19 protein-coding genes and 1 tRNA gene are annotated in these 23,827 nt (G+C 58.8%); 11 read left to right on the top strand and 9 right to left on the bottom strand.

Going from position 1 to position 23,827, the window contains the following annotated elements; genetic code table 11:
• The 3 genes from AC3VI7_RS04360 to AC3VI7_RS04350 all read left to right on the top strand — a co-directional run.
• On the top strand, nucleotides 1-317 hold a 317-nt coding region (locus AC3VI7_RS04360; protein ID WP_489671403.1), incomplete at its 5' end, for an EAL domain-containing protein.
• Nucleotides 318-377: 60 nt separating this feature from the next.
• Nucleotides 378-1,562, top strand: coding sequence for an acetyl-CoA C-acyltransferase family protein (locus tag AC3VI7_RS04355; RefSeq protein ID WP_489667931.1), 1,185 nt, complete (start codon nucleotides 378-380; stop codon nucleotides 1,560-1,562).
• A 160-nt stretch (nucleotides 1,563-1,722) separates the two neighbouring features.
• Nucleotides 1,723-2,355 carry a hypothetical protein gene (locus AC3VI7_RS04350; RefSeq protein WP_489667930.1) on the top strand — a complete coding sequence of 211 codons (633 nt, stop codon included), beginning with the start codon at nucleotides 1,723-1,725 and terminating at the stop codon, nucleotides 2,353-2,355.
• Here AC3VI7_RS04350 and AC3VI7_RS04345 read toward each other — a convergent pair.
• From AC3VI7_RS04345 to lptF, 4 genes are read right to left on the bottom strand one after another with little or no spacing between them, the layout of a single operon-like run.
• Nucleotides 2,343-3,332 carry a CysB family HTH-type transcriptional regulator gene (locus AC3VI7_RS04345; protein WP_489667929.1) on the bottom strand — a complete coding sequence of 330 codons (990 nt, stop codon included), beginning with the start codon at nucleotides 3,330-3,332 and terminating at the stop codon, nucleotides 2,343-2,345. The two genes, AC3VI7_RS04350 and AC3VI7_RS04345, sit on opposite strands and share 13 nt — an antisense overlap.
• A complete protein-coding gene (locus AC3VI7_RS04340; protein WP_489667928.1) occupies nucleotides 3,329-3,724 on the bottom strand; it encodes a sirohydrochlorin chelatase in 396 nt (131 codons plus the stop codon). Before AC3VI7_RS04340 ends, AC3VI7_RS04345 begins: the two co-directional genes overlap by 4 nt.
• A 19-nt stretch (nucleotides 3,725-3,743) precedes the next feature.
• The gene (lptG, locus tag AC3VI7_RS04335) at nucleotides 3,744-4,853 is read right to left on the bottom strand and encodes an LPS export ABC transporter permease LptG (RefSeq protein WP_489667927.1); all 1,110 of its coding nucleotides are present in this window, start codon (nucleotides 4,851-4,853) and stop codon (nucleotides 3,744-3,746) included.
• Entirely contained in the window at nucleotides 4,853-5,962 is a 1,110-nt protein-coding gene (gene lptF, locus AC3VI7_RS04330; RefSeq protein WP_489667926.1) for an LPS export ABC transporter permease LptF, read from the bottom strand. Before lptF ends, lptG begins: the two co-directional genes overlap by 1 nt.
• A 26-nt stretch (nucleotides 5,963-5,988) precedes the next feature.
• On the opposite strand from lptF, the gene AC3VI7_RS04325 reads away from it, so the two are divergent.
• From AC3VI7_RS04325 to AC3VI7_RS04305, 5 genes are all read left to right on the top strand, one after another.
• Nucleotides 5,989-7,485 (top strand): leucyl aminopeptidase, encoded by a 1,497-nt coding sequence (locus AC3VI7_RS04325; RefSeq protein ID WP_489667925.1) that lies wholly within the window; start codon nucleotides 5,989-5,991, stop codon nucleotides 7,483-7,485.
• Nucleotides 7,485-7,919, top strand: a complete 435-nt coding sequence (locus AC3VI7_RS04320; protein WP_489667924.1) for a DNA polymerase III subunit chi — start codon at nucleotides 7,485-7,487, stop codon at nucleotides 7,917-7,919. Before AC3VI7_RS04325 ends, AC3VI7_RS04320 begins: the two co-directional genes overlap by 1 nt.
• Nucleotides 7,916-8,254 (top strand): hypothetical protein, encoded by a 339-nt coding sequence (locus AC3VI7_RS04315; protein WP_489667923.1) that lies wholly within the window; start codon nucleotides 7,916-7,918, stop codon nucleotides 8,252-8,254. The genes AC3VI7_RS04320 and AC3VI7_RS04315 overlap by 4 nt, the downstream gene beginning before the upstream one ends.
• A gap of 22 nt (nucleotides 8,255-8,276) precedes the next feature.
• Nucleotides 8,277-9,431, top strand: a complete 1,155-nt coding sequence (locus AC3VI7_RS04310) for a branched-chain amino acid ABC transporter substrate-binding protein (protein ID WP_489667922.1) — start codon at nucleotides 8,277-8,279, stop codon at nucleotides 9,429-9,431.
• A gap of 46 nt (nucleotides 9,432-9,477) precedes the next feature.
• Nucleotides 9,478-9,567, top strand: a tRNA-Ser gene (locus tag AC3VI7_RS04305).
• Between the two features lie 67 nt (nucleotides 9,568-9,634).
• Here AC3VI7_RS04305 and AC3VI7_RS04300 read toward each other — a convergent pair.
• Nucleotides 9,635-11,608: a TolC family protein gene (locus AC3VI7_RS04300; protein ID WP_489667921.1), complete on the bottom strand. Its 1,974-nt coding sequence runs from the start codon at nucleotides 11,606-11,608 to the stop codon at nucleotides 9,635-9,637.
• Nucleotides 11,609-11,852: 244 nt separating this feature from the next.
• Here AC3VI7_RS04300 and AC3VI7_RS04295 point away from each other — a divergent pair, with 244 nt between their 5' ends.
• Nucleotides 11,853-12,557, top strand: coding sequence for a transglutaminase-like cysteine peptidase (locus tag AC3VI7_RS04295; protein WP_489667920.1), 705 nt, complete (start codon nucleotides 11,853-11,855; stop codon nucleotides 12,555-12,557).
• Nucleotides 12,558-12,600: 43 nt separating this feature from the next.
• A complete protein-coding gene (locus AC3VI7_RS04290; protein ID WP_489667919.1) occupies nucleotides 12,601-14,523 on the top strand; it encodes a bifunctional diguanylate cyclase/phosphodiesterase in 1,923 nt (640 codons plus the stop codon).
• 8 nt (nucleotides 14,524-14,531) lie between these two features.
• Here the strand turns inward: AC3VI7_RS04290 and AC3VI7_RS04285 are convergent, their stop codons facing one another.
• The 4 genes from AC3VI7_RS04285 to AC3VI7_RS04270 all read right to left on the bottom strand — a co-directional run bounded on the left by AC3VI7_RS04285 (nucleotide 14,532) and on the right by AC3VI7_RS04270 (nucleotide 22,897).
• Nucleotides 14,532-18,596, bottom strand: coding sequence for a tandem-95 repeat protein (locus tag AC3VI7_RS04285; protein ID WP_489667918.1), 4,065 nt, complete (start codon nucleotides 18,594-18,596; stop codon nucleotides 14,532-14,534).
• 113 nt (nucleotides 18,597-18,709) lie between these two features.
• Nucleotides 18,710-20,101: an HlyD family type I secretion periplasmic adaptor subunit gene (locus AC3VI7_RS04280; RefSeq protein WP_489667917.1), complete on the bottom strand. Its 1,392-nt coding sequence runs from the start codon at nucleotides 20,099-20,101 to the stop codon at nucleotides 18,710-18,712.
• Entirely contained in the window at nucleotides 20,098-22,299 is a 2,202-nt protein-coding gene (locus AC3VI7_RS04275) for a type I secretion system permease/ATPase (RefSeq protein WP_489667916.1), read from the bottom strand. The genes AC3VI7_RS04280 and AC3VI7_RS04275 overlap by 4 nt, the downstream gene beginning before the upstream one ends.
• Nucleotides 22,280-22,897 (bottom strand): NUDIX hydrolase, encoded by a 618-nt coding sequence (locus AC3VI7_RS04270; protein WP_489667915.1) that lies wholly within the window; start codon nucleotides 22,895-22,897, stop codon nucleotides 22,280-22,282. The genes AC3VI7_RS04275 and AC3VI7_RS04270 overlap by 20 nt, the downstream gene beginning before the upstream one ends.
• On the opposite strand from AC3VI7_RS04270, the gene pgeF reads away from it, so the two are divergent.
• Nucleotides 22,896-23,774, top strand: a complete 879-nt coding sequence (pgeF, locus tag AC3VI7_RS04265; RefSeq protein WP_489667914.1) for a peptidoglycan editing factor PgeF — start codon at nucleotides 22,896-22,898, stop codon at nucleotides 23,772-23,774. The genes AC3VI7_RS04270 and pgeF overlap by 2 nt on opposite strands.
• Nucleotides 23,775-23,827: the final 53 nt, after the last annotated feature.

The raw sequence follows: 23,827 nt of genomic DNA, 5'->3' as shown, positions 1-23,827 counted from the left end.
CGCTGTCTTACTTGAGCAAGTTCCCGATCGACAAACTCAAGGTCGATCAGAGCTTTGTGCGCGGCATTCCCGCTGACCCGGTGGCGAGCGAAATCGCTTCGGTGGTGGTGGCCCTGGGTCACAGCCTTGGGATGGAAGTGTTGGCTGAAGGGGTAGAGACCCAAGCGCAGTTTGATTATTTGGTTGCCAAAGGCTGCAATACCTTGCAGGGCTGGCTGTTTGCACGCGCCATGGATCCTGCGGACGTGACGCCCTTGTTACGCTTGGGCAAAATTGATCCGGCTCAAGCACTGCCCACGCCAACACCTGCCGGGTAGGCGCTGCGTCAGGCTCTCAACCGAAGATGGGGGTTCGATTTTTTCGGAAGAGATCAAACCATGAGCAAGCTGGATGTTTTTGTCGTTGGCGCAGCGCGCACGGCCATTGGTACCTTTGGCGGTGCCCTTAAAGAAGTACCACCGACCCGCTTGGGTGCCATCGCTGTCAAGGCGGCCTTGGAGCGCAGTGGCGTTGCGGGCGACGCCGTGGGCCACGTCGTGATGGGCCAAGTGGTGGTGACCGAGCCACGCGATGCCTATCTGAGCCGCGTGGCCGCCGTGGAAGCGGGTATCGCCCAAGAAACCCCCGCTTTCAACGTCAATCGACTCTGTGGCTCGGGCCTGCAAGCCATCATCTCGGCCGCGCAAGCCATCGCCTTGGGCGACGCTGACATTGCGGTCGGTGGCGGTGCCGAGTGCATGAGCCGGGGCGCTTACCTGATGCCGGGCGCACGTTGGGGTGTGCGTATGGGCGAAGCGGCCATGGTCGATTACATGGTGGGCATCCTCCATGACCCGTTCCACAAGATCCATATGGGGGTGACCGCTGAAAACGTGGCGTCCCGTTTTGGTATCACCCGCGAGATGCAAGATGCGGCTGCGGTCGAGAGCCATCGCCGTGCTTCGCGTGCTATCGCTGAAGGTCGGTTCAAGTCGCAAATCGTGCCGGTCGAGATCGCCTCAAGAAAAGGCAGCGTCTTCTTTGACACCGATGAGCACGTCAAGCCCGATACCACCATGGAATCGTTGGCCAAGATGCGCCCAGCCTTCAAGAAGGACGGCAGCGTGACGGCGGGTAATGCGTCGGGCATCAACGATGGCGCGGGTGCTGTGGTGTTGGCTTCGGGTGCCGCTGTGGCCGCACGGGGCCTCAAGCCTTTGGCTCGTTTGGTGGCCTATGCCCATACCGGCGTCGATCCGGAAATCATGGGCATTGGGCCGGTCTCGGCGACTCGCAAGGCGCTGGAGCGTGCCGGCTTGAGCTTGGCGGATATCGACGTCATCGAAGCCAATGAAGCTTTTGCGGCTCAAGCGTGTGCGGTGGCCAAAGAGCTGGGGTTTGATCCGGCCAAGCTCAACCCCAATGGCTCGGGCATTTCGTTGGGTCACCCGGTGGCCGCTACGGGGGCGATCATCACCGTCAAGGCGCTTTATGAACTGGAGCGCATCGGTGGGCGTTATGCGCTGGTGACGATGTGCATTGGTGGCGGGCAGGGTATTGCCGCAATCTTTGAACGCACCTGATTCATCTTGTCGCGTTTTGTCGTTTTCCCCCTTGTTCCAGGGGTAAAGCGACGGTTATCTGCCACGAACCGCCCCCATTGTTAAGGGTAGTGAGTGTGCGCTGAGGCCCTTGGTTCGCTACGCTTGGCTCCATAGTCAATGTGATGACACTGGAGCTGAAGTGAGATACCAAGGGCACATCCAATCCTGGGACGAGTCGCGGAGTTGCGGCATCGTCTTGCGTGAGGGCAGTCATGAAGCCCTCTTTGTTCGACTGCACGATTTTCCGCTGGATGAAAATCCGCCGGTGGTGGGGGAAAAGGTCAGCTTCATGCTGGGCCTGGATGCACGCGGCCATCGCCGTGCTAACAAGTTGACGTTTGTGGATCGTCCGCTGGCGCTCAACATCATTGATCCTGCAACGGCTCAGTGGTACCACCACCCCATGGTGGCGCGTGCCAGTGCGCCCAAGGATGGCGGTCCCCTGACGGATATGCAAGATCTGACGGTGCCCGTGCCGCTCTATGGTCCGATGAGCCCCAGTAGCTTGGGGGGATCGTCGAGTCGGGGGGGGCGTGACGAGGTGGATCTGCGCGACCTCAGCTACCCACCGCACCGCAGTCGCATCGTGCCGGGGCTGCTGTTGGTGACGAGCGTGGTGGCCCTGATCTGGTCGGCCCAAGCACTGCTACATCACGCCATGGCCTCTGAAGTGCGTCCGGTGGTGGATCGGGCCAGCTTGGCACAACCCGCGCAAACGCCGATCAGTAAATTTCGCAGCACGGTCCGGCAGGTGTGGACTCAAAGTTCGTAGTTTTGCGACGCATCGCCATCCGGGTGGGTCAGGGTACGCATCAGCAGCGCACGCGTCAGTCGGGGCGAAAGTAACTCGGCCAACGTATAGACAAAGTGGCGCAAGTAAGCGCCCCGTTTGAAGGCGATTCGGGCCGTGTTCCGACCAAACAAGTAACCCACGGGTTTGGCCACCAAGGTGGCCGGCTGGAGCCCCGCCGCATCGAAAGAGGCCGAGAAAGAGGGGTCATCACGGACCGCCATCTCCGCCACGATGCCCACGCCCATGCCGAGCCGGACGTAGGTCTTGATCACATCCGAGTCAATGGCTTCCAAAGCGATTTGGGGATGCAAGCCACGCTGGGTAAAGGCGGCATCGATGCGTGTGCGGCCGGTGAAAGTCGGGTGGTAAGTGATGAGCGGCTCAGCCGCGAGTTGCTCCAGCGTGATGCGCTCCATCTTGGCCAAGGGATGCGCACTTGGGATGACCACCACATGCTGCCATTCGTAGCAGGGCAGGGTGACCAATTCATCGAACTGATCGAGGGCTTCGGTGGCGATGCCGATCTCCGCCTCATCGGCCAGCAACATGCGCGCTACCTGCTGGGGGGTGCCTTGGTGCAAGCTGACCGCTACTTTGGGGCATTGCCGGCGCAAAGCGGCAATGGGCTCCGGCAAGACATAGCGAGCCTGGGTGTGGGTGGCTGCCACCGATAACGTTCCCACCTCTTGCTGCGAAAACTCTTCGCCAATGCGTTTGAGGTTATTGAGCTCGCGCATGATGATTTCGATCGAACTCAGCACTTGATGGCCGGGTTCGGTGATGCGTGTCAAGCGCTTGCCGTGGCGGGTAAAGATATCGACCCCCAACTCCTCTTCCAGCTCCAAGATGGCTTTGGATATCCCCGGCTGGGAGGTGTGCAGGATTCGTGCGGTCTCGGTCAGATTGAGGTTGTGGCGCGCAGCTTCTTGGACAAAGCGAAATTGATGCAGGTTCATGTCGGGGTCGCTGCGTCCTGATCAGCCTGATGCACCAGCGTCAAAGCGGTCTCAGCCAAAGCGCGAATGATCGCCTCGGTTTGACCGATGGCGGGCGTGGCGTCGATCACCACGGTGGGGTTTTGCTCACGCAGCATGTTCACCAGCACGGGCAAGTCGTTCAGGATGTGGCCCCCAACCCCCAAAAACAGCGGCACCACGGTGATTTTTTGGCAGCCTTGCTCAATGAGCTCACGCGCTGCATGGGGCAAATCAGGCTGCATCAACTCCAGAAAGGCCAGCGTTACAGGTTGCTGGGGTGCGCACAGGCGCATGTGCGCAGCAATCGCATGGAACGGTGTCGCCCACGTAGGATGGCGTGCGCCGTGGGCAAAAAGCAGGATGCCGTGCATAAAGGGATCGAAAAGAGAATCAGCGGTAACGCACCAGCCAGCCAAAGGCTGCCAAGGACATCAGGAGGTAAATCAGGCTGGGTGCGCCAGCAGCGAGCCAAGGCGTCCAGTCATGCAGCAAGGCCAGATGGCCCACCACGTTGTTGAGCAGCACAAAACTGATGCCGAGCATGATGCCGCCGAAGACCTTGAAGCCGACCCCGCCGCGCCGGGTACTCAGATAAGCAAAGGGCAGGGCTAAGGCCATCATGACCAAGCAGGCAAAGGGGTAGAGCGCTTTCTTCCAGAACTGCAACTCATAGCGCTGCGCAGCTTGGGCCTGATCCGAGAGATGTGACATGTAGGTATAGAGCGCCAGCGTGGACATGGTGGCCAAGGGCAGCACAGCGGCGGCCACCACATCACGGTCCAAGCCACTCGCCCAAGTCAGGTGCGCTTGGTGGCTGTCGGCGGGCGGTTCTTGCTCCAGTTGCGCCGGCCAGTGGATTTGCGCCACGTCTTCCAGTTCCCAGTGGCCTTCGTCATCGACGTTGGCTCGGGCGGCGTTGATGCGGTGAGTCAGGCGGCCTTCAGCATCGAACTCATAAATGCTGACATCGGTGACCGCACCATCGCTGCGCGCCCCGGCCACGTTGACGGTGTAGTGGTGTTCCTTGCCTTGGGTATCGACATGGATGTCGCGCAACCAGACACCGTGACGCCCAAGCCGCAATCCACCAGAAAACTGCGATTGCATCAAGGTGGCACGCGTTTGACTCCACGGGGTCATGAAGTCCCCCACCACAAAGGTAAGGAGCACAAACCCCATGCCCAGGGTGCTCAGCAGCTTCAAGGCGCGTATCGGATCAAGGCCGCCGGTGCGCAAGATGGTGTATTCGGAGGATTGCGCCAAACGCGCCATGGCGTAGATTGCCCCGATGAGTACCCCGATGGGCGCTAGCTCATAGAAATGCCCGGGCACCTGAAGCAGACAAGCCAAGACGGCATCCAAGAAGGTGTAGCCCTGTTTGCCAACGTTTTCCATCTCGCTGACAAAGTCGATGAAGAAAAACAGGGCCAGAAAAGCCAGCATCACAAACGCGGTGGATGCGATGACTTCACGGTAAAGCAAGCGACGAACCGTACGCATCAGGGGGCCTCATTTCGAAGGCGGCGGGGCGACAAACGGGGTGCCGCCACGCCCAAATCACGCCACCACAACAGGCCCAATGCGCCCAGCAAAGAGGCTCCATGCAGACCGATCAGGCCGCCGATCAGGCCCACGCGACCGGCAGTGATCCAAGCTTGGAGCAGATTGACCAAATTGAGATAAACCACAAACGCCAGTAAAGCCAGCATCAAGGCGGCACTGCTGTTGCGGCGCGGGTTACCTGCCGGCAAGGCCATGCCGAGTAGCGTGAGATTGATCGAGCCAAAGACCAAGCTCAAGCGCCAAGAAAGTTCGGCCTCCATGTCCAAACGATGCTCGTGTTTCAGAAGATCCATGGTGTCGGTGGATTTAGGGGATCGGTCTACGAGCTTGGCGATGTTGGTTTCGCCGATCTTGATGCGGTATTCGTCAAAGTGCGCCACGGATTTGGCCCCCGTGCTTTGGGTGTGGTCCGAGCGGGTGCCGTTTTGCAACACCAAGTAGCGCACGCCCTCGGGGCTGTATTCGATGCGGCCACTCTGCGCGGTGGTGACGGACTCCCGACCTGGCGCCCGATCAACGATGAAGATGTTGCGGCTCGATAGGGAATCAGGGCTGTTGCGGTCGATGAAAAAAATCCGCCGGCCATCGGCGGAGGTCTGAAATTGTCCGGGCGCGACCCGAGAAAGGTCGGACCGCTGCTGATGGCGATCCCGCAGATCGTTGATCTGACGATTGGCCCAAGGCCAAATCACCAGTGAGAGGACAAAAATGGTCAGCACCACGGGGGTTGCCATGCGCAGCACGGGCTCAACGAAGCGAAACAGCGACACGCCGCTGGAGAGCCAGATCGCCATTTCGCTGTCACGGAACATACGAGTTAGCGAAGAGACGATGGCGACGAACAGCGACAAGCTCAGGATGGTGGGCAAATAGCCGAAGGTGGCGTAGCCCAACATCAGGACCACATCCTGCGGTGCCACGCTACCGCCTGCCGCTTCACCGAGGGTACGGATCAGCGCCATGGTGAGCACGGTGGTGAGAACGATGGCCAGTGTGGCCCCGAAGCTGCGTGACAGTTCTTTGCGAAGGGAGGAATCGAATAACATCAGACAACACTCAATCAAGCTGAATTATGGACTTCGAAGTTCTCTCCATCGCATCCGATGCACTGTCGGATCACGTCACGGACACCTTGCTGTTGCTCGTTCCCGCCGAAGAAACGCGCTGGGCCTTGCCGACAGCCCTCAAGGCCGAGTTGCGTCAAGCCGTGGACGCAGGTGATTTGAACCTCAAGAATGGGCAATGCCTGTGCCTGCACCGCCCTGCGGGTATCGCCGCGCAGCGACTGGTGTTGAGTGTGGTGGCATCCGGTCAAATCAAGGCGCAGCAAGCGGCTATCGCAGCGGGCTTGGCACGGGTCAAGACCAGTGGCGCAGGTACTCGCACGCTTAGCGTGGCTTGGGGCGGGGATGAACCCGTGGCAGCGGCGGCTTGGGCTGAAGCCTTGGTCAAGGCCGTTTCGGCCGCAGTTTATGTGTATCGGCACACCAAGCCCAGCGCGACACCCGCGCCTCGGATCACACGCATCGAGCTGCTGGGCTCGGCAGCCAGCATGACGGAGTTGCAAGCCGGTGTGCGTCAAGGTAAGGCGATTGCTGCTGGGATCGAGTTGGCGCGCGAATGGGCCAATCGTCCCGGTAACCATGCCACACCGACCCATCTGGCTGAGCAGGCCATCGCCTTGGGCCAGGCGTTCAAGAAACTCAAGGTGGAGGTGTTGGATACCGAGGCCTTGGCTGAATTGGGCATGGGCTCTTTCCTCGCCGTGGCCCAAGGCTCCGATCAACCGCCCAAGTTCATCGTGCTGAACTATCAAGGCAGCACCAAAAAAGTTGCGCCGCTGGTGCTTGTGGGCAAAGGGGTCACGTTTGATAGCGGTGGCATCTCGATCAAGCCCTCGGCCGAGATGGACGAGATGAAGTTCGACATGGGGGGGGCGGCCAGCGTGCTGGGCACGTTCCGCGCTTTGGCCGAGCTGCAACCCAAGATCAATGTGGTGGGCTTGATTCCAGCCTGTGAGAACCTGCCCAGTGCTCGGGCGGTCAAGCCCGGGGATGTCGTGACCAGCATGTCTGGCAAGACCATCGAAATTTTGAACACCGACGCCGAAGGGCGCTTGATCCTGTGCGACGCCTTGACCTATGCCGAGCGGTTCAAGCCCGCAGCGGTGGTCGATATCGCCACCTTGACTGGCGCTTGCGTGATCGCGCTTGGGCACCACCACAGTGGTCTGTTCAGTGCCGATGAGGCCTTGGCCACTGCGTTGCAATCGGCCGGCGAAAGCGCGCTCGACACCGCTTGGCGCATGCCCTTGGATGAGGTCTACGACGAAGGCCTCAAGAGCAACTTTGCTGATCTGGCCAATGTGGGGCCACGAGCTGGCGGCTCAATCACAGCGGCGATGTTTCTTAAGCGCTTCACGGGTGCCTATCGTTGGGCGCATTTGGACATCGCCGGTACGGCTTGGAAAAGCGGTGCCGCCAAAGGTGCCACAGGCCGCCCAGTGGGTTTGCTGACCCACTATGTGCTGGCTGAAGCCCAAGCCTTGGCGGCACGGAAATCTGCCTGATGGCCACCGTGGCGTTCCATTTCAACGTGGCGCATCGCAACGACTACCTGTGTCGCCTGATTCGCAAGGCGCATCGTCTGGGGGCTTGGCTGTGCGTGACGGCCCCTGCGGCGCGTCTCGATGAGTTGGACCGCCTGTTGTGGACCTTCGACCCCCTTTCTTTTGTGCCGCATCAGCGTGTTCGAGCGCTGTCACCCACCGCCACCTTGGCGCAAGGGCCCGTTTGGGTGCAGTTGGCTGAGACGCCACAACCCCGATGCACCACCGAAGTGTTGGTGAATGAGTCGGGCCAAGTGATTGCGGATACAGCGGGTTTTGCCAAGGTGATCGAAGTGGTCGGTCATGCCGAGGCAGATCGGCAAGCGGCTCGGGCACGTTGGCGCGCCTATGCCGAGGCTGGGTGGACCTTGGAGCGATTTGAGGTGAAAGCGTGAGTTCTTCTGTCCGTATCACAAGCGTGGATATCCCGATTCCGATGTTGACGGAAGTCGTGGATGCCCCCTCCAATCCGGGCTCAGGGGTTTGGTCATCGCCGCCGCCCGTGCTGTCTTCGGTAGATGCTGAGCAGTTGGCACAGCAAGTTTTGCTTGACTTGCATCGTCAGGTGGATCGGATGTTCGAATTTCGGGTGCGAGAGTCGGTCGCACCTGCCGTCGAGAGACTGGTCGATAACCTGATTCTTGAATTGCGCGATGAACTGACGGCCACGCTTCTGGATGTGGTGCGCAAGGCAGTGGCCCAAGAAATGGCGCGGCAGCGGTTGCGTTGAACTTTTTTCGATGAGGTTAGACATGACATTCAAAGTCACAGCAGTACTCGGATCCCTGATCTGGGCTGGAGCGAGTTCGGTCTTTGCTGCCACCGCTCAAGATCCCACCGTGGTGAAGATCGGTCACGTGTCACCCACTAGCGGCCAAAGCGCTCATCTGGGCCGCGATAACGAAGACGGGGCGCGTCTGGCTATCGAGGATTTGAATGCCCAAGGCGTGGTGATCGGGGGCCGCAAGGTCAAGCTGGAGCTGGTGGCTGAGGACGACGGCGCTGATCCCAAGCAAGCCACTGCGGCCGCGCAAAAACTGGTCGATGCCAAAGTGGCCGGGGTGATCGGACACTTGAATTCCGGCACAACGATTCCTGCCTCGAAGCTCTATCACGACGCCGGTATCGCCCAGATTTCACCTTCGGCCACCGCGCCCAAGTACACCTTGCAAGGCTTCAAGACGGCTTTTCGGGTTGTGGCCAATGACGTGCATTTGGGCGGCACCTTGGGGCGCTATGCCATTGAGCAGCTCAAGGGCAAAGTGGTAGCTGTGATCGATGACCGTACTGCTTATGGTCAAGGTGTTGCTGACGAATTTGAAAAGGGTGTCAAAGCTGCGGGCGGCACTTTGGTGGCGCGCGAATCAACCACCGATAAGGCCACCGATTTCAGCGCCATCCTGACCAGCATCAAAGCCAAGAAGCCGGACATCATCTTCTTTGGCGGGATGGATTCAGTGGGTGGCCCGATGTTGCGGCAGATGAAGCAGTTGGGGCTTCAGGCCAAGTTTGTGGGGGGTGACGGTATTTGCACCGCCGATTTGCCCAAACTCTCCGGTGCAGCTTTGAACAGCATCCAAGTGATCTGTGCCGAAGCGGGTGGTGTCGAGGGTGAGCAAAAGAAAACGCTCGAAGCCTTTCGCGTTCGGTTCAAGACTCGCTTCAACCATGAAGTCAAGCTCTACGCACCCTACGTGTATGACGCGGTGCAGGTGATGGTCGCTGCCATGGTGAAGGCGGGTTCCAGCGATCCGGTCAAGTATCTGCCGACGCTGGCGGCGACTCAGGACTACCCAGGGGTGACCGGGCTGATTGGCTTCGATGCCAAAGGCGACATCCGCCACGGCGCGCTCACGATCTATACCTACAAAAATGGGCAGCGTGAGTCCTTGGGCGTTGTGCGTTGAGTTCGTTGATACATCGCCAGGATTCATGGCTATAATGGCGGGCTTCGGAGAGATGGATGAGCGGTTTAAGTCGCACGCCTGGAAAGCGTGTGTGGGTTAATCCCCACCGCGGGTTCGAATCCCGCTCTCTCCGCCAAATTGCGCCAGCATAAAAAAACGCCACCTTTGCAGGTGGCGTTTTTCATGGTGTGGTCGATTCCAGCTTAGCGCTTCGACTTTTCTTGGGTAATCACCCAAACACCGCCCACACGCTTCCACAGCAGTGTTTTTTGGGTTGAATCACTGAAGTTGGTCGATGAGTACGACTGATTGAACGTGATTTCCACGCTGTTCGCACTGATGACACGTGGCTTCTCGTTGCTGACTCGAATTTGAATCGGGCCTTCTTTGCGCAACAGGCGCGAACGGTTGTCCAGCCATTTATCCCGCGTGACCCCCGCAGGGCTGAAGCTTTGATCGTAGAACTTGATGTAAGCATCCACGTCCTTGGCTTGCCAAGCAGCGACCCATGCATAGAGACGATCTCTGACGGTTTTCGCGGCTACGGGTTGATAAGGCGGCTGCTGCAAGCCCAGTGAATTTTCTGGAGACAGGCCACCTGAGCCATCGAGATTGGGGCTCTGTGACTGCGACGGTTGAGTTGGTCCCAGTGTCTTGGGTAAGACCTGTGGTTTAGCCATCTCCGGATCTGACATTGTCGGACACCGTGCGATTTCTTCGCTATCACCATTGTCAGGAGCGGCGACCTCATCGGGACCTCGTGTCAGGTTCAAGGTGCTAAGGAGATCCCCCGTTGCGGCCCGAACCCGCACCCGGGCAATGAACAAATCGTGCTCCGCGTTGATCTTGGCGCGTGTGGCCGCATAGACCTCGTTCTCGGCATTCAAGACATCAATCACACGGGTCTTGGCTCTGCTATCAGACCCGCCCTTGTTGTAGGTCTCTGTGATTGCGAGACGCGCGTCCTTCGAGGCAGCTTCGTTGTTTGTGTAAAAACCGAGTTGTGCCGTCAGTTGACTGACATCGTTGGCCGCGATGGCGGCTGTTTGACGTGCGTCACGACAGGCTTTATCGCGTTGACTGGTGGCTTGCTCAAGCAGCTTGGCTTGTTGACGAATCTTTGCTTGGTCAGAGCCGCCGTTGTAGAGATTCCAATTCAGGGCCAGACCTGCCTTGGTTTCACTCTTTTTATCGGCAATGCCATCCATGTTCTGGCCGACACCACTCCTGACTCGGGCCTCAACTTTGGGTTGATATGCCAAAGACTCACTTTCACTGGTTTGCGCTTTAGCCGCTTGGAGATTGGCAATGGCGGCTCGAACCAGCGGACTTCGATTCGCTGCTTGATCAATCACATTCTTGGCTGACACGGACTGTGTGCTTGCCACAATGGAACGCGCTGCTTCACTGGGATCTTGCAGCACCAGAGTGGTCGATGGCACCATGCCAACGATGCGGCGATAGCGCTCCATGACGTCATGAAGATTGGATCGTTCGGTGTAGAGGTTGGACTGCGCCAAGGATTTACGGGCCTCGGTTTGTTTCGCATTGCCTTTGTTATCCGCACCACCCAACGTGCCAGCGCTTTGGCGTCGATCCAACTCCTCATGCTGAGTCAAGTTTTGTTCAGCCAGTCGTACCAGTGCCAAGGCACGGGCCACATCGGCGTGAGCTCGAACAGCTTCCAAGGCGACTTGCTCGGTGGCATCGACAAATTCAAAATAGCGCGTTCTGCTTGCGTGATTGAAGCGCTCCACTTGGGATTGCGTTGCCAGTCCATCCCACAGCAGCTGGGTGGCGCTGATGGCCAAGCCGGTGACGTTCACCGATTGGCTCTCGGGTACGCGTGTACCCACGCGGTCCCACTTGCGGGCGGCTTCCGAACTCAGATCGACCCGTGGCAGTAGCGCACCACGAGCCACATCGACCTCTTCACGAGAGGCCTGAAAGGCTTGGTATCGTGCGGCGACATCCGGATTGGTGTCGATCGCACAAGAAGCAGCCACGCGCAGCGGACCGCCACTTCTGCTGACTGGAGTGGTCGTGGCTCGCGCATCTGCCGAGCAAAGAACCGCAGAGGCCTGTTCTGAGTCTTTCGTGACAGGTTGCTGCTGCGCATACGCCAATTGGCAAGCCAACGCTGTTGCGCTGAGCAAGAGAGTAGAGATTTTGTTCATCGGCATTGCATCCTCATGACGGCCACATCCCGTGACCCGGCGGTGGGTTCGACTTTTCAGTCAGGATGTGGGCCCGGTGACTTTTGACGGGGCGTTAGGCTGATTTTCCCTGAGCGGAGTATTCCACAACTTGAGCCCCACGCCTGCATGATCTGGCCACCATGCGCCATGCCGTTTGAGCCTCGATGCTCCGCACCTTGTGGGCATGCGCAAAAACAAGGCGACTTGGTTGATACTTCGCCCCATGAATACGGTACGCATGAACGTTGTCCAACGACGCACTTTTTGGGGCGCGAGTCTCTTCGCCAAGCTGCTGCTATGGGCTTTGCTGGGCATCGGGTTGATGGTGGTGGCGCAGGCTTGGAATCCTGATCTGATGCGCAAGAGCTCCAATCTCTATGGGCCTACGGCTTCACGTGTAACCTTGGATCTACAAGATATGATTCAAGCGAGCGCTGATATGAGCGAGGATCGACGAGTTTTGAAAGTTAATGCATTTATTAATACAAGACTAAAGCAAGAGATTGATAAAACCGTTTGGGGCATGAAAGATTATTGGGCCAGTCCGATGGAGTTTTTTTCTAAAGAGCGTGGTGATTGTGAAGATTTTGCTATTGCTAAATATTATTCGTTAATAGCTTTAAATTTGCCGGTAGAAAAACTTAGGTTGGTCTATGTTATGTTTACGCCTAGGCCCGGTGAATTACAGCAAGCTCATTTAGTTTTGGCTTATTACAGAATGCCAGACGAAGAGCCTTATATTCTTGATAATCTGACCGATGAAGTTCGCTTGGCATCCTATCGCCCAGATCTAGAGCCGATGTTTAGTTTTAATGGCGTTGGTTTATGGTGGGGCACCCAAGGAGATGATGCTGGGAATCCTTTGGCGCGCCTATCACCGTGGCGGCAAGTGGTTGTTAAAGCAAAAAATCAAGGTTTTACAAATTAAAGTGCAGCACATGGTATGTGCTGTGCAATGACAGGAGATATTTATGTCGTTGATCAAGCAGATTTGGTCGCTTGTATTGGGTGTCTTGATTTTTGCATGTGCGGGAGGTGTTCTTTTTTCCGTTATATCGGCAAGTAATTATCTTGAAAGTCAATTGGCTCTAAAGAATAACGATACCGCACAAATATTGGCGCTGACGCTTTCTCAAAGAGATAGTAGTCGTACCATGTTGGAGCGAGGTGTTTCAACACAATTTGACACGGGTCATTACAAATCAATCATTCTCAGGTCACCAGGGGGTACGGTAGTCATTGAACGATCAGTAGATATCACTGATTTTGGTGTTCCTTCTTGGTTTTCTGATTTGATTTCCATTCAATCCCCCATCGGAAGAGCTCAAGTGATGTCAGGCTGGAAGCAGCTGGGCACCATTGAGGTGATTAGCCATACAGGTTTTGCCTACGCTGATTTGTGGTCGGGTACGTTGCGTATGGTTGGATGGATGATTGTTTTGGCTGTAGTTGGTATTTTGATTGGGCATCGTGCGGTGCAACGTTTGCGCCAACCGCTGGACCTTCTCGCAAGGCAAGCCGATAAGTTGGTTGAGAATCGTTTTAGCATCCTCCCCAAACCCATTCCGATCCCCAAAACACCTGAATTAAAGCGGGTGGTTGAAGCGGTTAATCAAATGGTGGCGCAGGTGCGGAGTTTATTTGTCGAGCAAGCGAGCCAAATTGAAGCGCTGCGCCGAGCCACGACCTGTGATCCTTTGACGGGCGTTGCTCATCGGCAACATTTCTTGGCGCAGGTCGCAGCGACCTTGGATCAGCAAGAAGGTACGCCAGCCGGCGGGCTCCTGTTGGTGCGGCTCAACAAATTGTCTGATCTGAATGTCTTGGTGGGTCGAGCCAGGACGGATGCTTTGCTCAGAGATATTGCCACCATGCTCGGGCAACCTTTGGATGGCTATACAGATTCTGTTCTGCATGTTGGGCGCTTGAATGGCACCGATTTTGGCCTTTTAGTTGCTGCAACCGATGATTTACGGGCACTGGCTAATGCATGGCTGGAGCGTGTTCGTCAATTGGTCGCCGCGTTTCCTGCCGCCACGGTGACTGTATCGGGTGCGATGTGGCAACCAGGAATCAGCTTGATGCAGTTGATGCTGGCGGCGGATTTGGCGCTGGCTCAAGCAGAAGCCCACGGAAGCAAGGTGGCTGAAGTCGAGGGCGGTCAATCCCTGTCCTCGCTTGCTGGGGGTGAAGCCGCTTGGCGCCGACAATTGGTGGGCGCTTTGACGCATCCAGATCATGCTCGACTGGAAGAGTTTTTGGCGATAGATCGCAACCGCCAGCCCTTGCATTGGGAATCGAGATTGCGTTTGCAGCTGGTCGATGGTGGCATTTTTGAATCGGCCAGTGTGTGGCTGCCGATGGCGATGCGTACCCGTTTGACGGCCCGACTCGATGAGTTGGCCCTGACTTTGGCGTTGCAAGACATCGGCCGGGATGGTCGGCCTCGGGCGATCAGCATTGCGTTGCTATCGCTGCGCAGCCCAGAGTTTGTGCTGCGCTTGGTACAAGGCATCAAGCTTGCCCCCAAAGCCGCAGCGAGTCTGTGGGTGGAAGTGGACGAAGATGCTTTGGCCAGTTATCCGATGGTGACGGCTGAGTTGTGCCGTGTCCTGCGCACTTACAAAGTGCGTGTGGGCCTAGAGCATGCGGGCGAACGCCTACAGGCGATCGGCGTCTTGCAAGAGTGTGGACTCGACTACGTGAAGCTGTCAGCCGATTTCACAGCAGGCGTGGCCCATGACTCAGAGCAAGCTGTCTTGGTGAGGAGCGCGTGTGCCTTGCTGCATGGCCTGAAATTGCAGGTCATCGCTGAAGGTGTCGTGGACCCGTCCGACCTCGAAGCGTTGTGGGCTTGCGGGGTGGACGGTGCCAGCGGTATCGCGACAACTTAAGTAAGCGTTTAAGCGCCACCACCGTGGTGGTTAGTGCTTGCCGTTTGCTCGTAGGGTTGCAGGATCGCTCCCAACGATGGGATATGGTCCAGCGGCCCGGCAAAGCTCAGTGAGGATGACGCCGTCGTCCCCCCACCGGGCAACGCGGTGGCCGTAGTGGCCGCAGGAGGAGGGGCGATGGTGGGTAAGCTGCCAAGGCTGTGGTTGAGCAATCCATCCAACGACAGCTCCGACCCGCTCGGGCCAAAAACATCATGCAAGCTGAGCGCATTGGCATGCTGAGCGTGGGTCACCGCAGCATTGCTCATCAACCCGATGGGTGATGCCACGACCGGAATCGCCGCAGGATTTGTCAGATCGAGCTGGATCGTCGTCGTTGCAGTGCCCCCATGCCCATCATTGGCCCGGATCGCGAAGGAGTCTCCACCGACGTAAAACGGGGTGGGATTACCGGCCGGCATGACCGCAGGGGTATACGACCACGTGCCATCGGGATTGACCGTTACCACTGGCTGCGTCAGTGCCCCCGGCACATTGGGTGCCATCACAAGGCTGAAGGTGACCGCATCACCATCCACGTCGAAAGCACTGACCTTGTCCGTGATGACGGCCGTGTTACCCGGAACGCTGTAGTTGTAGTTCAACGTGCCCGAATTAAAACCAGGCGTCAACGGGTCTGTCGGCGTCGTGATGAAGACGGGCGGATCATTGACCGGCGAGACGCTCACCGTCACGGTGGTGATCGCTGTGGAGTTACCTGCGCCTGAGTTGTCATTGACAATGATCTGGAAGCTTTCGGTGCCAAAGAAGTTAGGCGCTGGTTGATACGTCCAGTGACCATCTTGGGTCACACCGACCACGCTAGCGGGCTGCATACCAGCGGTCGAGCCCAAGCTGTAAACCAGCCACTGGCTCAGGTCTCCGAGCGTGATATCGATGTCCGTCGCCTGAACCACACCTGTCGCTTGGATGTCTTCGGGCGTTGTCGCGGTATAGGTGAGGTTATTGAACACCGGCGTGTCGTTGACAGAGGTCACCCCCAGCTTGACGGTCGTGTTCACGGCTGAGCCGTTGCTGTCAGAGACCTGCACTTGGAACGAGTCAAGGCCGTTGAAGTTGGCGCTTGGTGTGTATTTCCACGTGCCGTCGTTGTTGACCAAGATGGTGCCGTGGGTGGTGGTGCCACTGGTCGCGAGACTGCCGTCGGGCAGCAGCAATCGATACCCGGATGTCAGTGAGCCATCCTCGACGTCCACCGCATGCACTTGCCCGGTGTTGGAGGCATTCGCTGTCGGCGTACTGTCCTCCATGACCTGCTGGTTGTACTCGTAGGTCACCGGCCCACCTGTGGTGTTCGGTGTGGCGGAGAAGTTCGGCGAAAGCAGCGTCTGCTGATAGACAGGTGGGTCGTTGACCATCTTCACGACAATCGACCAAGTGCTTGTTTCAGCACCGGCCGTGATCTGACCACTGCCGTAGTCCGGTGCAACCTGATAGTTCACCACCAATGAAATCGGCCTGCCCGTGGCTGGATCAATCAGCGGGTTGCCACTCGGATCGGCATTGTTGTAGTTCGGTGCAGGGATGAAGGTCAGCACCTCATTGAGCCCCTGGGTGACACGGCTGACGGAAATGATCTGACCGGCATAGTGGTCCGCCGAATCGTAGACCGGGATACCGCCGGTGTACGACAGAACAGCCCCGGTGATGGGGTCTTGCGTGACCGTTCCGTAGTCAATGAAGTGCGATGCCGAGTGGGTTGGACTGCTGTCTTGCAACGTCCAGATCACCACGCTGCTGAGCGGTGTCGTCGAGAATCCATCGTTTTGGATCAGATTCACATTGACCAGAGGGATGTCCTCAAGGGTCACGCTGAAGTCTGGCCTGCTGTCTGTCACCGGGGTGACGGTGATCGGTTTGATCGCGGTGGTTACGGCCCCAAAGGGATCCGTGCTGGTCACAGTCAGCTGTGTAGGGCCGTTCCAATCGGGTGTTGGCGTGTATTTCAGGCCATCAAGGATGGTGTTGATGTCGGCAATCGGTCCGCTAACGGTCACCGTGGGGCTGCCGTTGTTGGTCACGGTCAGTGTCGGCAGTGTGCCCACGTCCAGCACGCCATTGGGCACATTCAACGTGACGGTGGCGGTGGTGTTATCCGGATCACTCAGCGAAATCGCTTTGCCTGGGCCGGTGAAGATGTAAGGCGTGTCTTCCGGCGTGATGACGTTGTTGACGGGCACCGTGGGCAGCGCGACCACGGGCGGGTCATTGACTGGGGCGATGATGATCGTGGCGGTGGCGGGCGTGGCATCTTCCGCGTTCAGGGCATCAATGGCTGCGTAGGTGAGCGTGGTGGTGCCATTCCAGTTGGGTGCCGGCATGAAATAGGCCGGCCCACTCAAGATATCGCCCGCAAGCACGGGCTGGGTCATGGCCACGTCTTTGTAGAGCACCCCCTCCGTGGCAGCCGGAAGCGTCAGCACGTGAAATCCCGTGACAGCATTGTCAATATCCGTGCCGGAGAAAAGCACAGGAACCGGGGTGACCGGATCTTCTGCGCCGTTGGCTGTGATGTTTTGTGTCTCAGGAGGGTCGTTCACCGGGGTGACGATGATCGGCTTGGTGCCTGTGGCGGTGCCACCCAACGGATCGGTGCTCGTCACCGTCAGCAGATCATTGCCGTTCCAGTTGGGTGCGGGCACGTATTGCAGCCCATTCAAAACGGCATTGATATCGGCGATGGGGCCGCTGAGGGTGACCGTGGGCGTGCCATTGTTGGTGAGCGTCAATGTTGGGAGCGTGCCGACATTGAGGACACCGTTGCCCACGTTCAACGTGACAGTCGCGGTGCTGTTATCCGGGTCACTGAGCGAAATCGTGTTGCCTGTGCCAGCAAAGAGGTAAGGCGTGTCTTCCGGCGTGGTGACTTGCCCATTGTTGGTGGGCACCGTGGGCAGCGTGACCACGGGCGGGTCATTGACTGGGGCGATGATGATCGTGGCGGTGGCGGGCGTGGCATCTTCCGCGTTCAGGGCATCAATGGCTGCGTAGGTGAGCGTGGTGGTGCCATTCCAGTTGGGTGCCGGCATGAAATAGGCCGGCCCACTCAAGATATCGCCCGCAAGCACGGGCTGGGTCATGGCCACGTCTTTGTAGAGCACCCCCTCCGTGGCAGCCGGAAGCGTCAGCACGTGAAATCCCGTGACAGCATTGTCAATATCCGTGCCGGAGAAAAGCACAGGAACCGGGGTGACCGGATCTTCTGCGCCGTTGGCTGTGATGTTTTGTGTCTCAGGAGGGTCGTTCACCGGGGTGACGCCGATGGTCACGATCGACGTGGTTTGCCCACCCCGGCCATCCGATGCAAGCACCGCGAAGCTGTCCGTGCCATTGAAATTGGCCGCCGGGGTGTACGTCCATGTGCCATCTGGATTGACGGCTACCGTACCGTTGCCGGGGTTGGCGGCGATGAAATAGCTCAGCACGTCACCATCAGGGTCCGTGGCTGCCACCCGACCACTGACGGTGGTGTCTTCGGGAATGGTCAGGTTGTAGTTGCCGCTATTCGGGTCGAAATTGGGGTTGCCGTTGTCGCTGTAGATGGGCGCGTGGTTGATGGCCTGTGCCACGCCAATGGGCGTGGCCAAAGGCAAGGCCCGAACCGCCATGGCATGGCTGAAGGTTTGCGGGCCAACCGTTTCGTTGAGCCGGGCAACCGCCAAGCCGGCAGCGACCGCATCCAGCTCACCCCCATCACCTAAAACGTTGCTGGGTACAGCCAGTGCGCCTGGTGCCGCCAGCCCACTTTGAATTTGCACAATCCCGTCGGGCGAGGTCATGACGACATCGCCTTTGCTGACGGTGTCACCTTCATTCAGCAAGCTGATCATGCCGTTGGCTTTGCGGATGATGGCTGTGCCGGCAATAAACAGCACGGGGCCTTCGGGCAAGCGGGCAGGAACATAGCTCTGATCCAGGTAAACCTGAGCCCAACCCGGATTAACCACGCCGGCATGCAGACCCTTGGGTTGCACATGGGGGCGAACGGTGTGTTTGATCGTTTTCGTCGTCATCTTGTACCTCTTTGGTGTGCAGGTCGCAGGACAAAAGCCGACGCCTTCCCCGCAACGATTCCAGCCTCTGCGCAAGGATACCCGGATTGCCCGGGCCCCTCAATGCTGCTGTATCAGCGTTCGCGCAGGGCGTAGGCGTGAGCTTTCAAAACGGGTTTGAGCAAATAGCCGAGGACCGATTTCTTGCCGGTCAAGATATCCACCTCAGCGGTCATGCCGGCGATGATGGGCATGCTCTCGCTCAGGTTGGGGTGATCGGTGCGTACACGGATCACATAGAAGGCGTTGCCGCGTTCGTCCACTTGGGTGTCCGGGCTGATGTTCTCCACCTTGGCTTCGAGTCCGCCATAGATCGAGAAGTCGTAGGCCGAGAATTTGACGGTGGCGATTTGCCCCGGGTGAATGAAGGCAATGTCTTTGGGCTGTACCCGTGTTTCAAGCACCAGCGCGTCGTCTAGGGGCACGATTTCAACCAAATCCTTGCCCGGTTGCACCACGCCGCCCACTGTGTTGGCCAGCAAACGCTGCACCCGACCGCGTACCGGGGACTTGACTTGCGCTTTATCCACCTTATCCGCCAAGGCGATGGCCCCTTGGTTGAGGGCATTCAAACGGCCAAGAACCTCAGAAAGTTCTTTGCGGGCGTCGTTTCGAAACGACAACTCGGTTTCATGGGTCTTGCGTTGAGCCTCAGAAATAGCCGATTGCACCCGGGCGATGGTGGCGGTGCTTTGTTCAAAGTCGCCTTTTTGCCGCACCACTTCGCGCTCCAAGCGCAGGATATCGAGCTCGGAGATGGACCCGCTGCGCAAAAGTGGGCGCAAGGTCTTGAGCTCCTTTTGCGTCAGAACAAGGGATCGTTGCGCGGTATCGTTGCGTGAGCGCACTTCAAGTAGTTCTTGCTCTTTCTGCGTCACTTGCTGGTGATTGATCGACAGCAGGGCTTGCAATTCACTGACGCGGGCTTGGTAGAGATTGCGCTCTTCGTCGATGATTTGCGCCTCATCTTTGTTGCCCGGGCTGGGTGAGGGTGGGCGGAAGGCCGTGCCTTCGGCCAAAGCTTTGAGGCGCAGCTCACGGATATGCAAGGCAAAGACCTGTGCTGCACTTTCGCGCACGCCCGAGGTGGCGCGGGTTTCGTCGATGCGCAGCAACAATTGGCCGGCTTCGACTTGCATGCCTTCGCGCACCAGAATTTCCGACACCACACCGCCGTCCATGGACTGCACCACTTGGAGTTGATGGGACGGGATGACTTTGCCGTCGCCCCGGGTGACCTCATCAATCGAGGCCCATGCGGCCCATGCAATCAGCACGACGACGACGACCACCGAGGTACGTACGATTTTTTGGGCGCGCACGGTGCGTTGGCGCGAAAGAAGCTCTTCGGCCTCGATCTCGAAACCACGCACCCCAGTGGTGTCGGCCAACGGGTCCACGGTGACGTGCAGGCGGTCCCAAAAGCCCCTTAGGCGCGCAAGCGTTGTTTGAATATTCATCGTCATGCTGAGGCCCTCGTAATTCGGCCTGCTTGCAGGGCTTCGATGATCTTGTCACGCGGACCATCGGCCAAGATGCGACCGCCATCGACAACGATGAGTCGCTGCACCATGGCGAGCATGGACGTGCGGTGGGTCACCAGCACCACGGTTTTGCCTTCGGCGAAATGGCCGATGCGCTGGGTGACTTGCGCTTCCGTCGAGAAATCCATCGCGCTGGTCGGTTCATCAAGCAACAAGATGGGCGCGTTATGCAGCACCGCGCGGGCAATGCCCACGCCTTGACGCTGTCCGCCCGAGAGTAAATCGCCGCGCTCGCCCACGGGCATGTCGTAGCCGCGTGGATGCTGATGCACCCAGTCGCTCACACCGGCCGTTTCTGCGGCGGCAAGAATGGCGCGGTCATCGGCGTGGGGCATGCCAAAGGTGATGTTGTCGCGCAGGTTGCCCATGAACAAGGTGACGTCTTGGGCCACGTAGCCGATGTTGGCCCGGATGTCGGCCGGATCAAGCTGGCGCAAGTCGATACCGTCGATCAACACTGCGCCTTGCTGCGGGGTGTACAGACCCAGCATGAGCTTTTGCAAGGTCGATTTGCCTGAGCCGATGCGCCCGATCAGCGCGACCTTTTCGCCGGGTTGGATGCGAAAGCTCACGCCGCTCAAGGCGTTGTCATCACGGTTCGGGTAGCTGAAATGCACGTCGCGGAATTCAATCTCACCGCGCAGCTGCTGACGGTGCAAGAAGCTCTGTCCTGCCTCACGTTCAGTGGGGCGTTCCATCATTTCATTGAGGGATTCCAGCGCCGTGCGCGCCGTTTGGTATTGCAGCAGCAGGCTCACGATCTGGCTGGCTGGGGTGAGCGCCCGGGAGGCCAAGGTTGATCCCGCGATCAGGGCCCCCAAGGTCAGGTCATGGGTGCTGATCAGGTAAACGCCGATGATGATCACCGCCAAGGAGACCACTTGCATCAACCACTGGGTGCCGTAGTTGGCTTGGCTGGAGAGCGAGCGCATGCGCACCGTCATCAAGGCCAAATGGGTGTTGATGCGCTCCCAGCGCGCTTGGATCACGCCTTCGGCGCGCTGCGTCTTGATGGTGTCGATGCCGCCCAAGGCTTCGACCAAAGTGGCGTTGCGCTGCGCACTGGCCGCATACGTGCCCTGCGAGAGTTCATGCAGCCGGTATTGCAAGATGTAGCCCGAGCCGACGATCAGCACAAAGGCCACGATCACAGGCAGCAGCAGCCAAGGCGAGATCCACGCCAACACCAGCAAAAAGAGCAGCCCGAAGGGCAGATCGACCAGCGCAGTGACGGTGGAGGTGGCAATGAAGTCGCGCACTTGCTCAAAGCCGCGCAGGTTCGAGGCAAAGGAGCCCACCGAAGCTGGCCGGTCTGCCATACGCATGCCCAACACCCGCTCCATCAGCACGGCAGAGAGCCGCACGTCGATGCGCGCACTGGCCTCATCGATGAAACGGCTGCGCAGTTTGCGCATGTACAAGTCAGCCAGCAAGGTGATGAATAGCCCGATCGACAGCGCCCAGAGCGTCTCGATACCGTGGTTGGGCACCACGCGGTCGTAGACGTTCATGGTGAAGATGGGGAAAGCCAAGCCGAACAGGTTGATCAGCAACGCCGCCCACAAAATGTCTTGGTAAACCCCACGCTGGCTGAAGATCGCGCTCCAGAACCAATGCCCCTGGAAGATGGGACGACGGTGTTTTTGCTGTTCTTGGACGTTTAACTGCGGGCGCACGAACACCGTCAAGCCGGTGTAGCGATGGATCAAATCCGCCCAAGGCATCAGCACCGCCCCCTGACCGCTTTCGGGCAGTAGCACCCGTGCGTCGCCTTCGGGGCTCAGGCCCAAGAAGACGCAGGCGTCGTCGTCGTGCAGCAGCAGGATCACGGGCAGCACGGCCGTCTCAAAAACAGCATCCTTTTCACGCTGAAGCTTGGCCACCATGCCGGCTCGGGCTGCTGCCCGCTCAATCATCGCCAGTGGCAAGCGCCCGTGGGTCATGGGCAGACCCGCCGCCAGCGACGCGCGTGAGGCATGGGCACCGTGCAGGCGACAAATTTCCAGCAAGCAGTCGAGCAGGGGGTCGGGGTGAATCAGGTCTTCGCGTAGGCGGTTCGGCGCTGCGGGTTGGGGCTGGGGCCGAGGGGGGGGGGCTGGATTAGTCGTCGTGTCCGTCATGGTCGATGGGGTCGATGCAAGAGCCTGCGTGGGCCGTGGCCCAGCGGGTGTCGATGTCGATATCGATGCAGTGAATATCGAACCGACCTTGTCGGTAGTCGTTGAAATACTGCTTCAGCGCCGTGCGTACCGTCCGAAACGCCAAGGTCTCCCAAGGAATCTCGTCTTCACGATAGAGGGCGACTTCCAAGGTTTCTGGCCCGGGATCGAAATGGGTATCGAGCAGTTGAGCGCGGTAAAAAAGATGCACCTGACCGACCGAGGCCAAGTTCATCAGCGCAAACAAGCCTTGCAGCTCGATATGCGCGCCGGCTTCCTCGCAGGTCTCGCGCAGCGCGCCCTCCGCCGTGGTTTCGCCCAGCTCCATGAAGCCGGCAGGTAGGGTCCACAAACCCCGGCGCGGTTCGATGGCTCGGCGGCACAGCAAAACGCGATCCGCCAAGGCCGGGATGGTGCCGACCACGTTGAGCGGATTTTCGTAATGGACTTCGCCACACGCTGCACAGACCGCACGTTCGCGGTTGTCATCGGGAGGGGTCCGGTACTCGACCGGGGAGCCGCAAGAGCGGCAATGCCTGATGCGGCGGACGGGCTGCATGGCGGGCAGTGTAATCGCTCAATCCGGCTATGCTTGGCTCTTTGCGCGCCTCGGCACCATGCCCAACGCTCCTGTTTCCTTGATCCCGACGTGGCCGGTCTCGGCCCGTGTCGGTGCCTGCCTGAGTACTCGTTTGGGCGGTGTGAGCCAAAGGCCTTTTGATAGCCTGAACTTGGGCGATCACGTGGGGGATGCCCCGGAAGATGTCGCCCTCAATCGGGCTCGCTGGACGGCGACCTTGGGCGCTGAACCTGTTTGGTTGCGTCAGGTGCATGGCGTGGACATTCAGGTGATCACTCGGGCGACCCAAGCTGCGCTGCATGGCGTCGAAGCGGACGCCGCGCTCACCACCGAGGCGGGGGTGGCTTGTGTGGTGGGGGTGGCGGATTGTTTGCCGATCCTGTTGTCGTCGGTCGATGCGCGAGGCGTTGCGGCGATCCACGCCGGCTGGCGCGGCTTAGCGCATGGAGTGGTTGAGAACACTTTGCGCGCCCTGTGTGAGTCAACCGGGACGGGTCCAGAGTGCATCGTCGCTTGGCTTGGACCGTGCATCGGTCCAACGGCCTTCGAGGTCGGGGCCGAGGTTCATCAAGCCTTTGATGGTGCAGGGATGGGGCAACGGCATTTTGTTCCGGGTGGTTCGCCTGACAAATGGTTCGCGGATCTGGCGGGCTTGGCCCGTGATCGCCTACAAGCGTTGGGCATGGCTTCGGTGCATGGCAACGATGGCAGCGCGGCGTGGTGTACGGTGCTTCAGCCCGAACGCTACTTTTCGCATCGCCGCGATCAGGGGCGCACTGGGCGCATGGCCGCCGCGATCTGGATCAAGCCGCAGAAGGTTGGCACCGTTGGCACGGCTGGACAACAAGCTTCATGAAAGCTCCAAGGTGCAGGATCGCCGGCCTGAAGAATCCATGAAATCACGACACT

Source organism: Leptothrix toolikensis (SeqCode), assembly GCF_057922285.1.
Note: the sequence above shows the minus strand (reverse complement) of the source record. Positions and strands in the feature narration are given on the sequence as shown.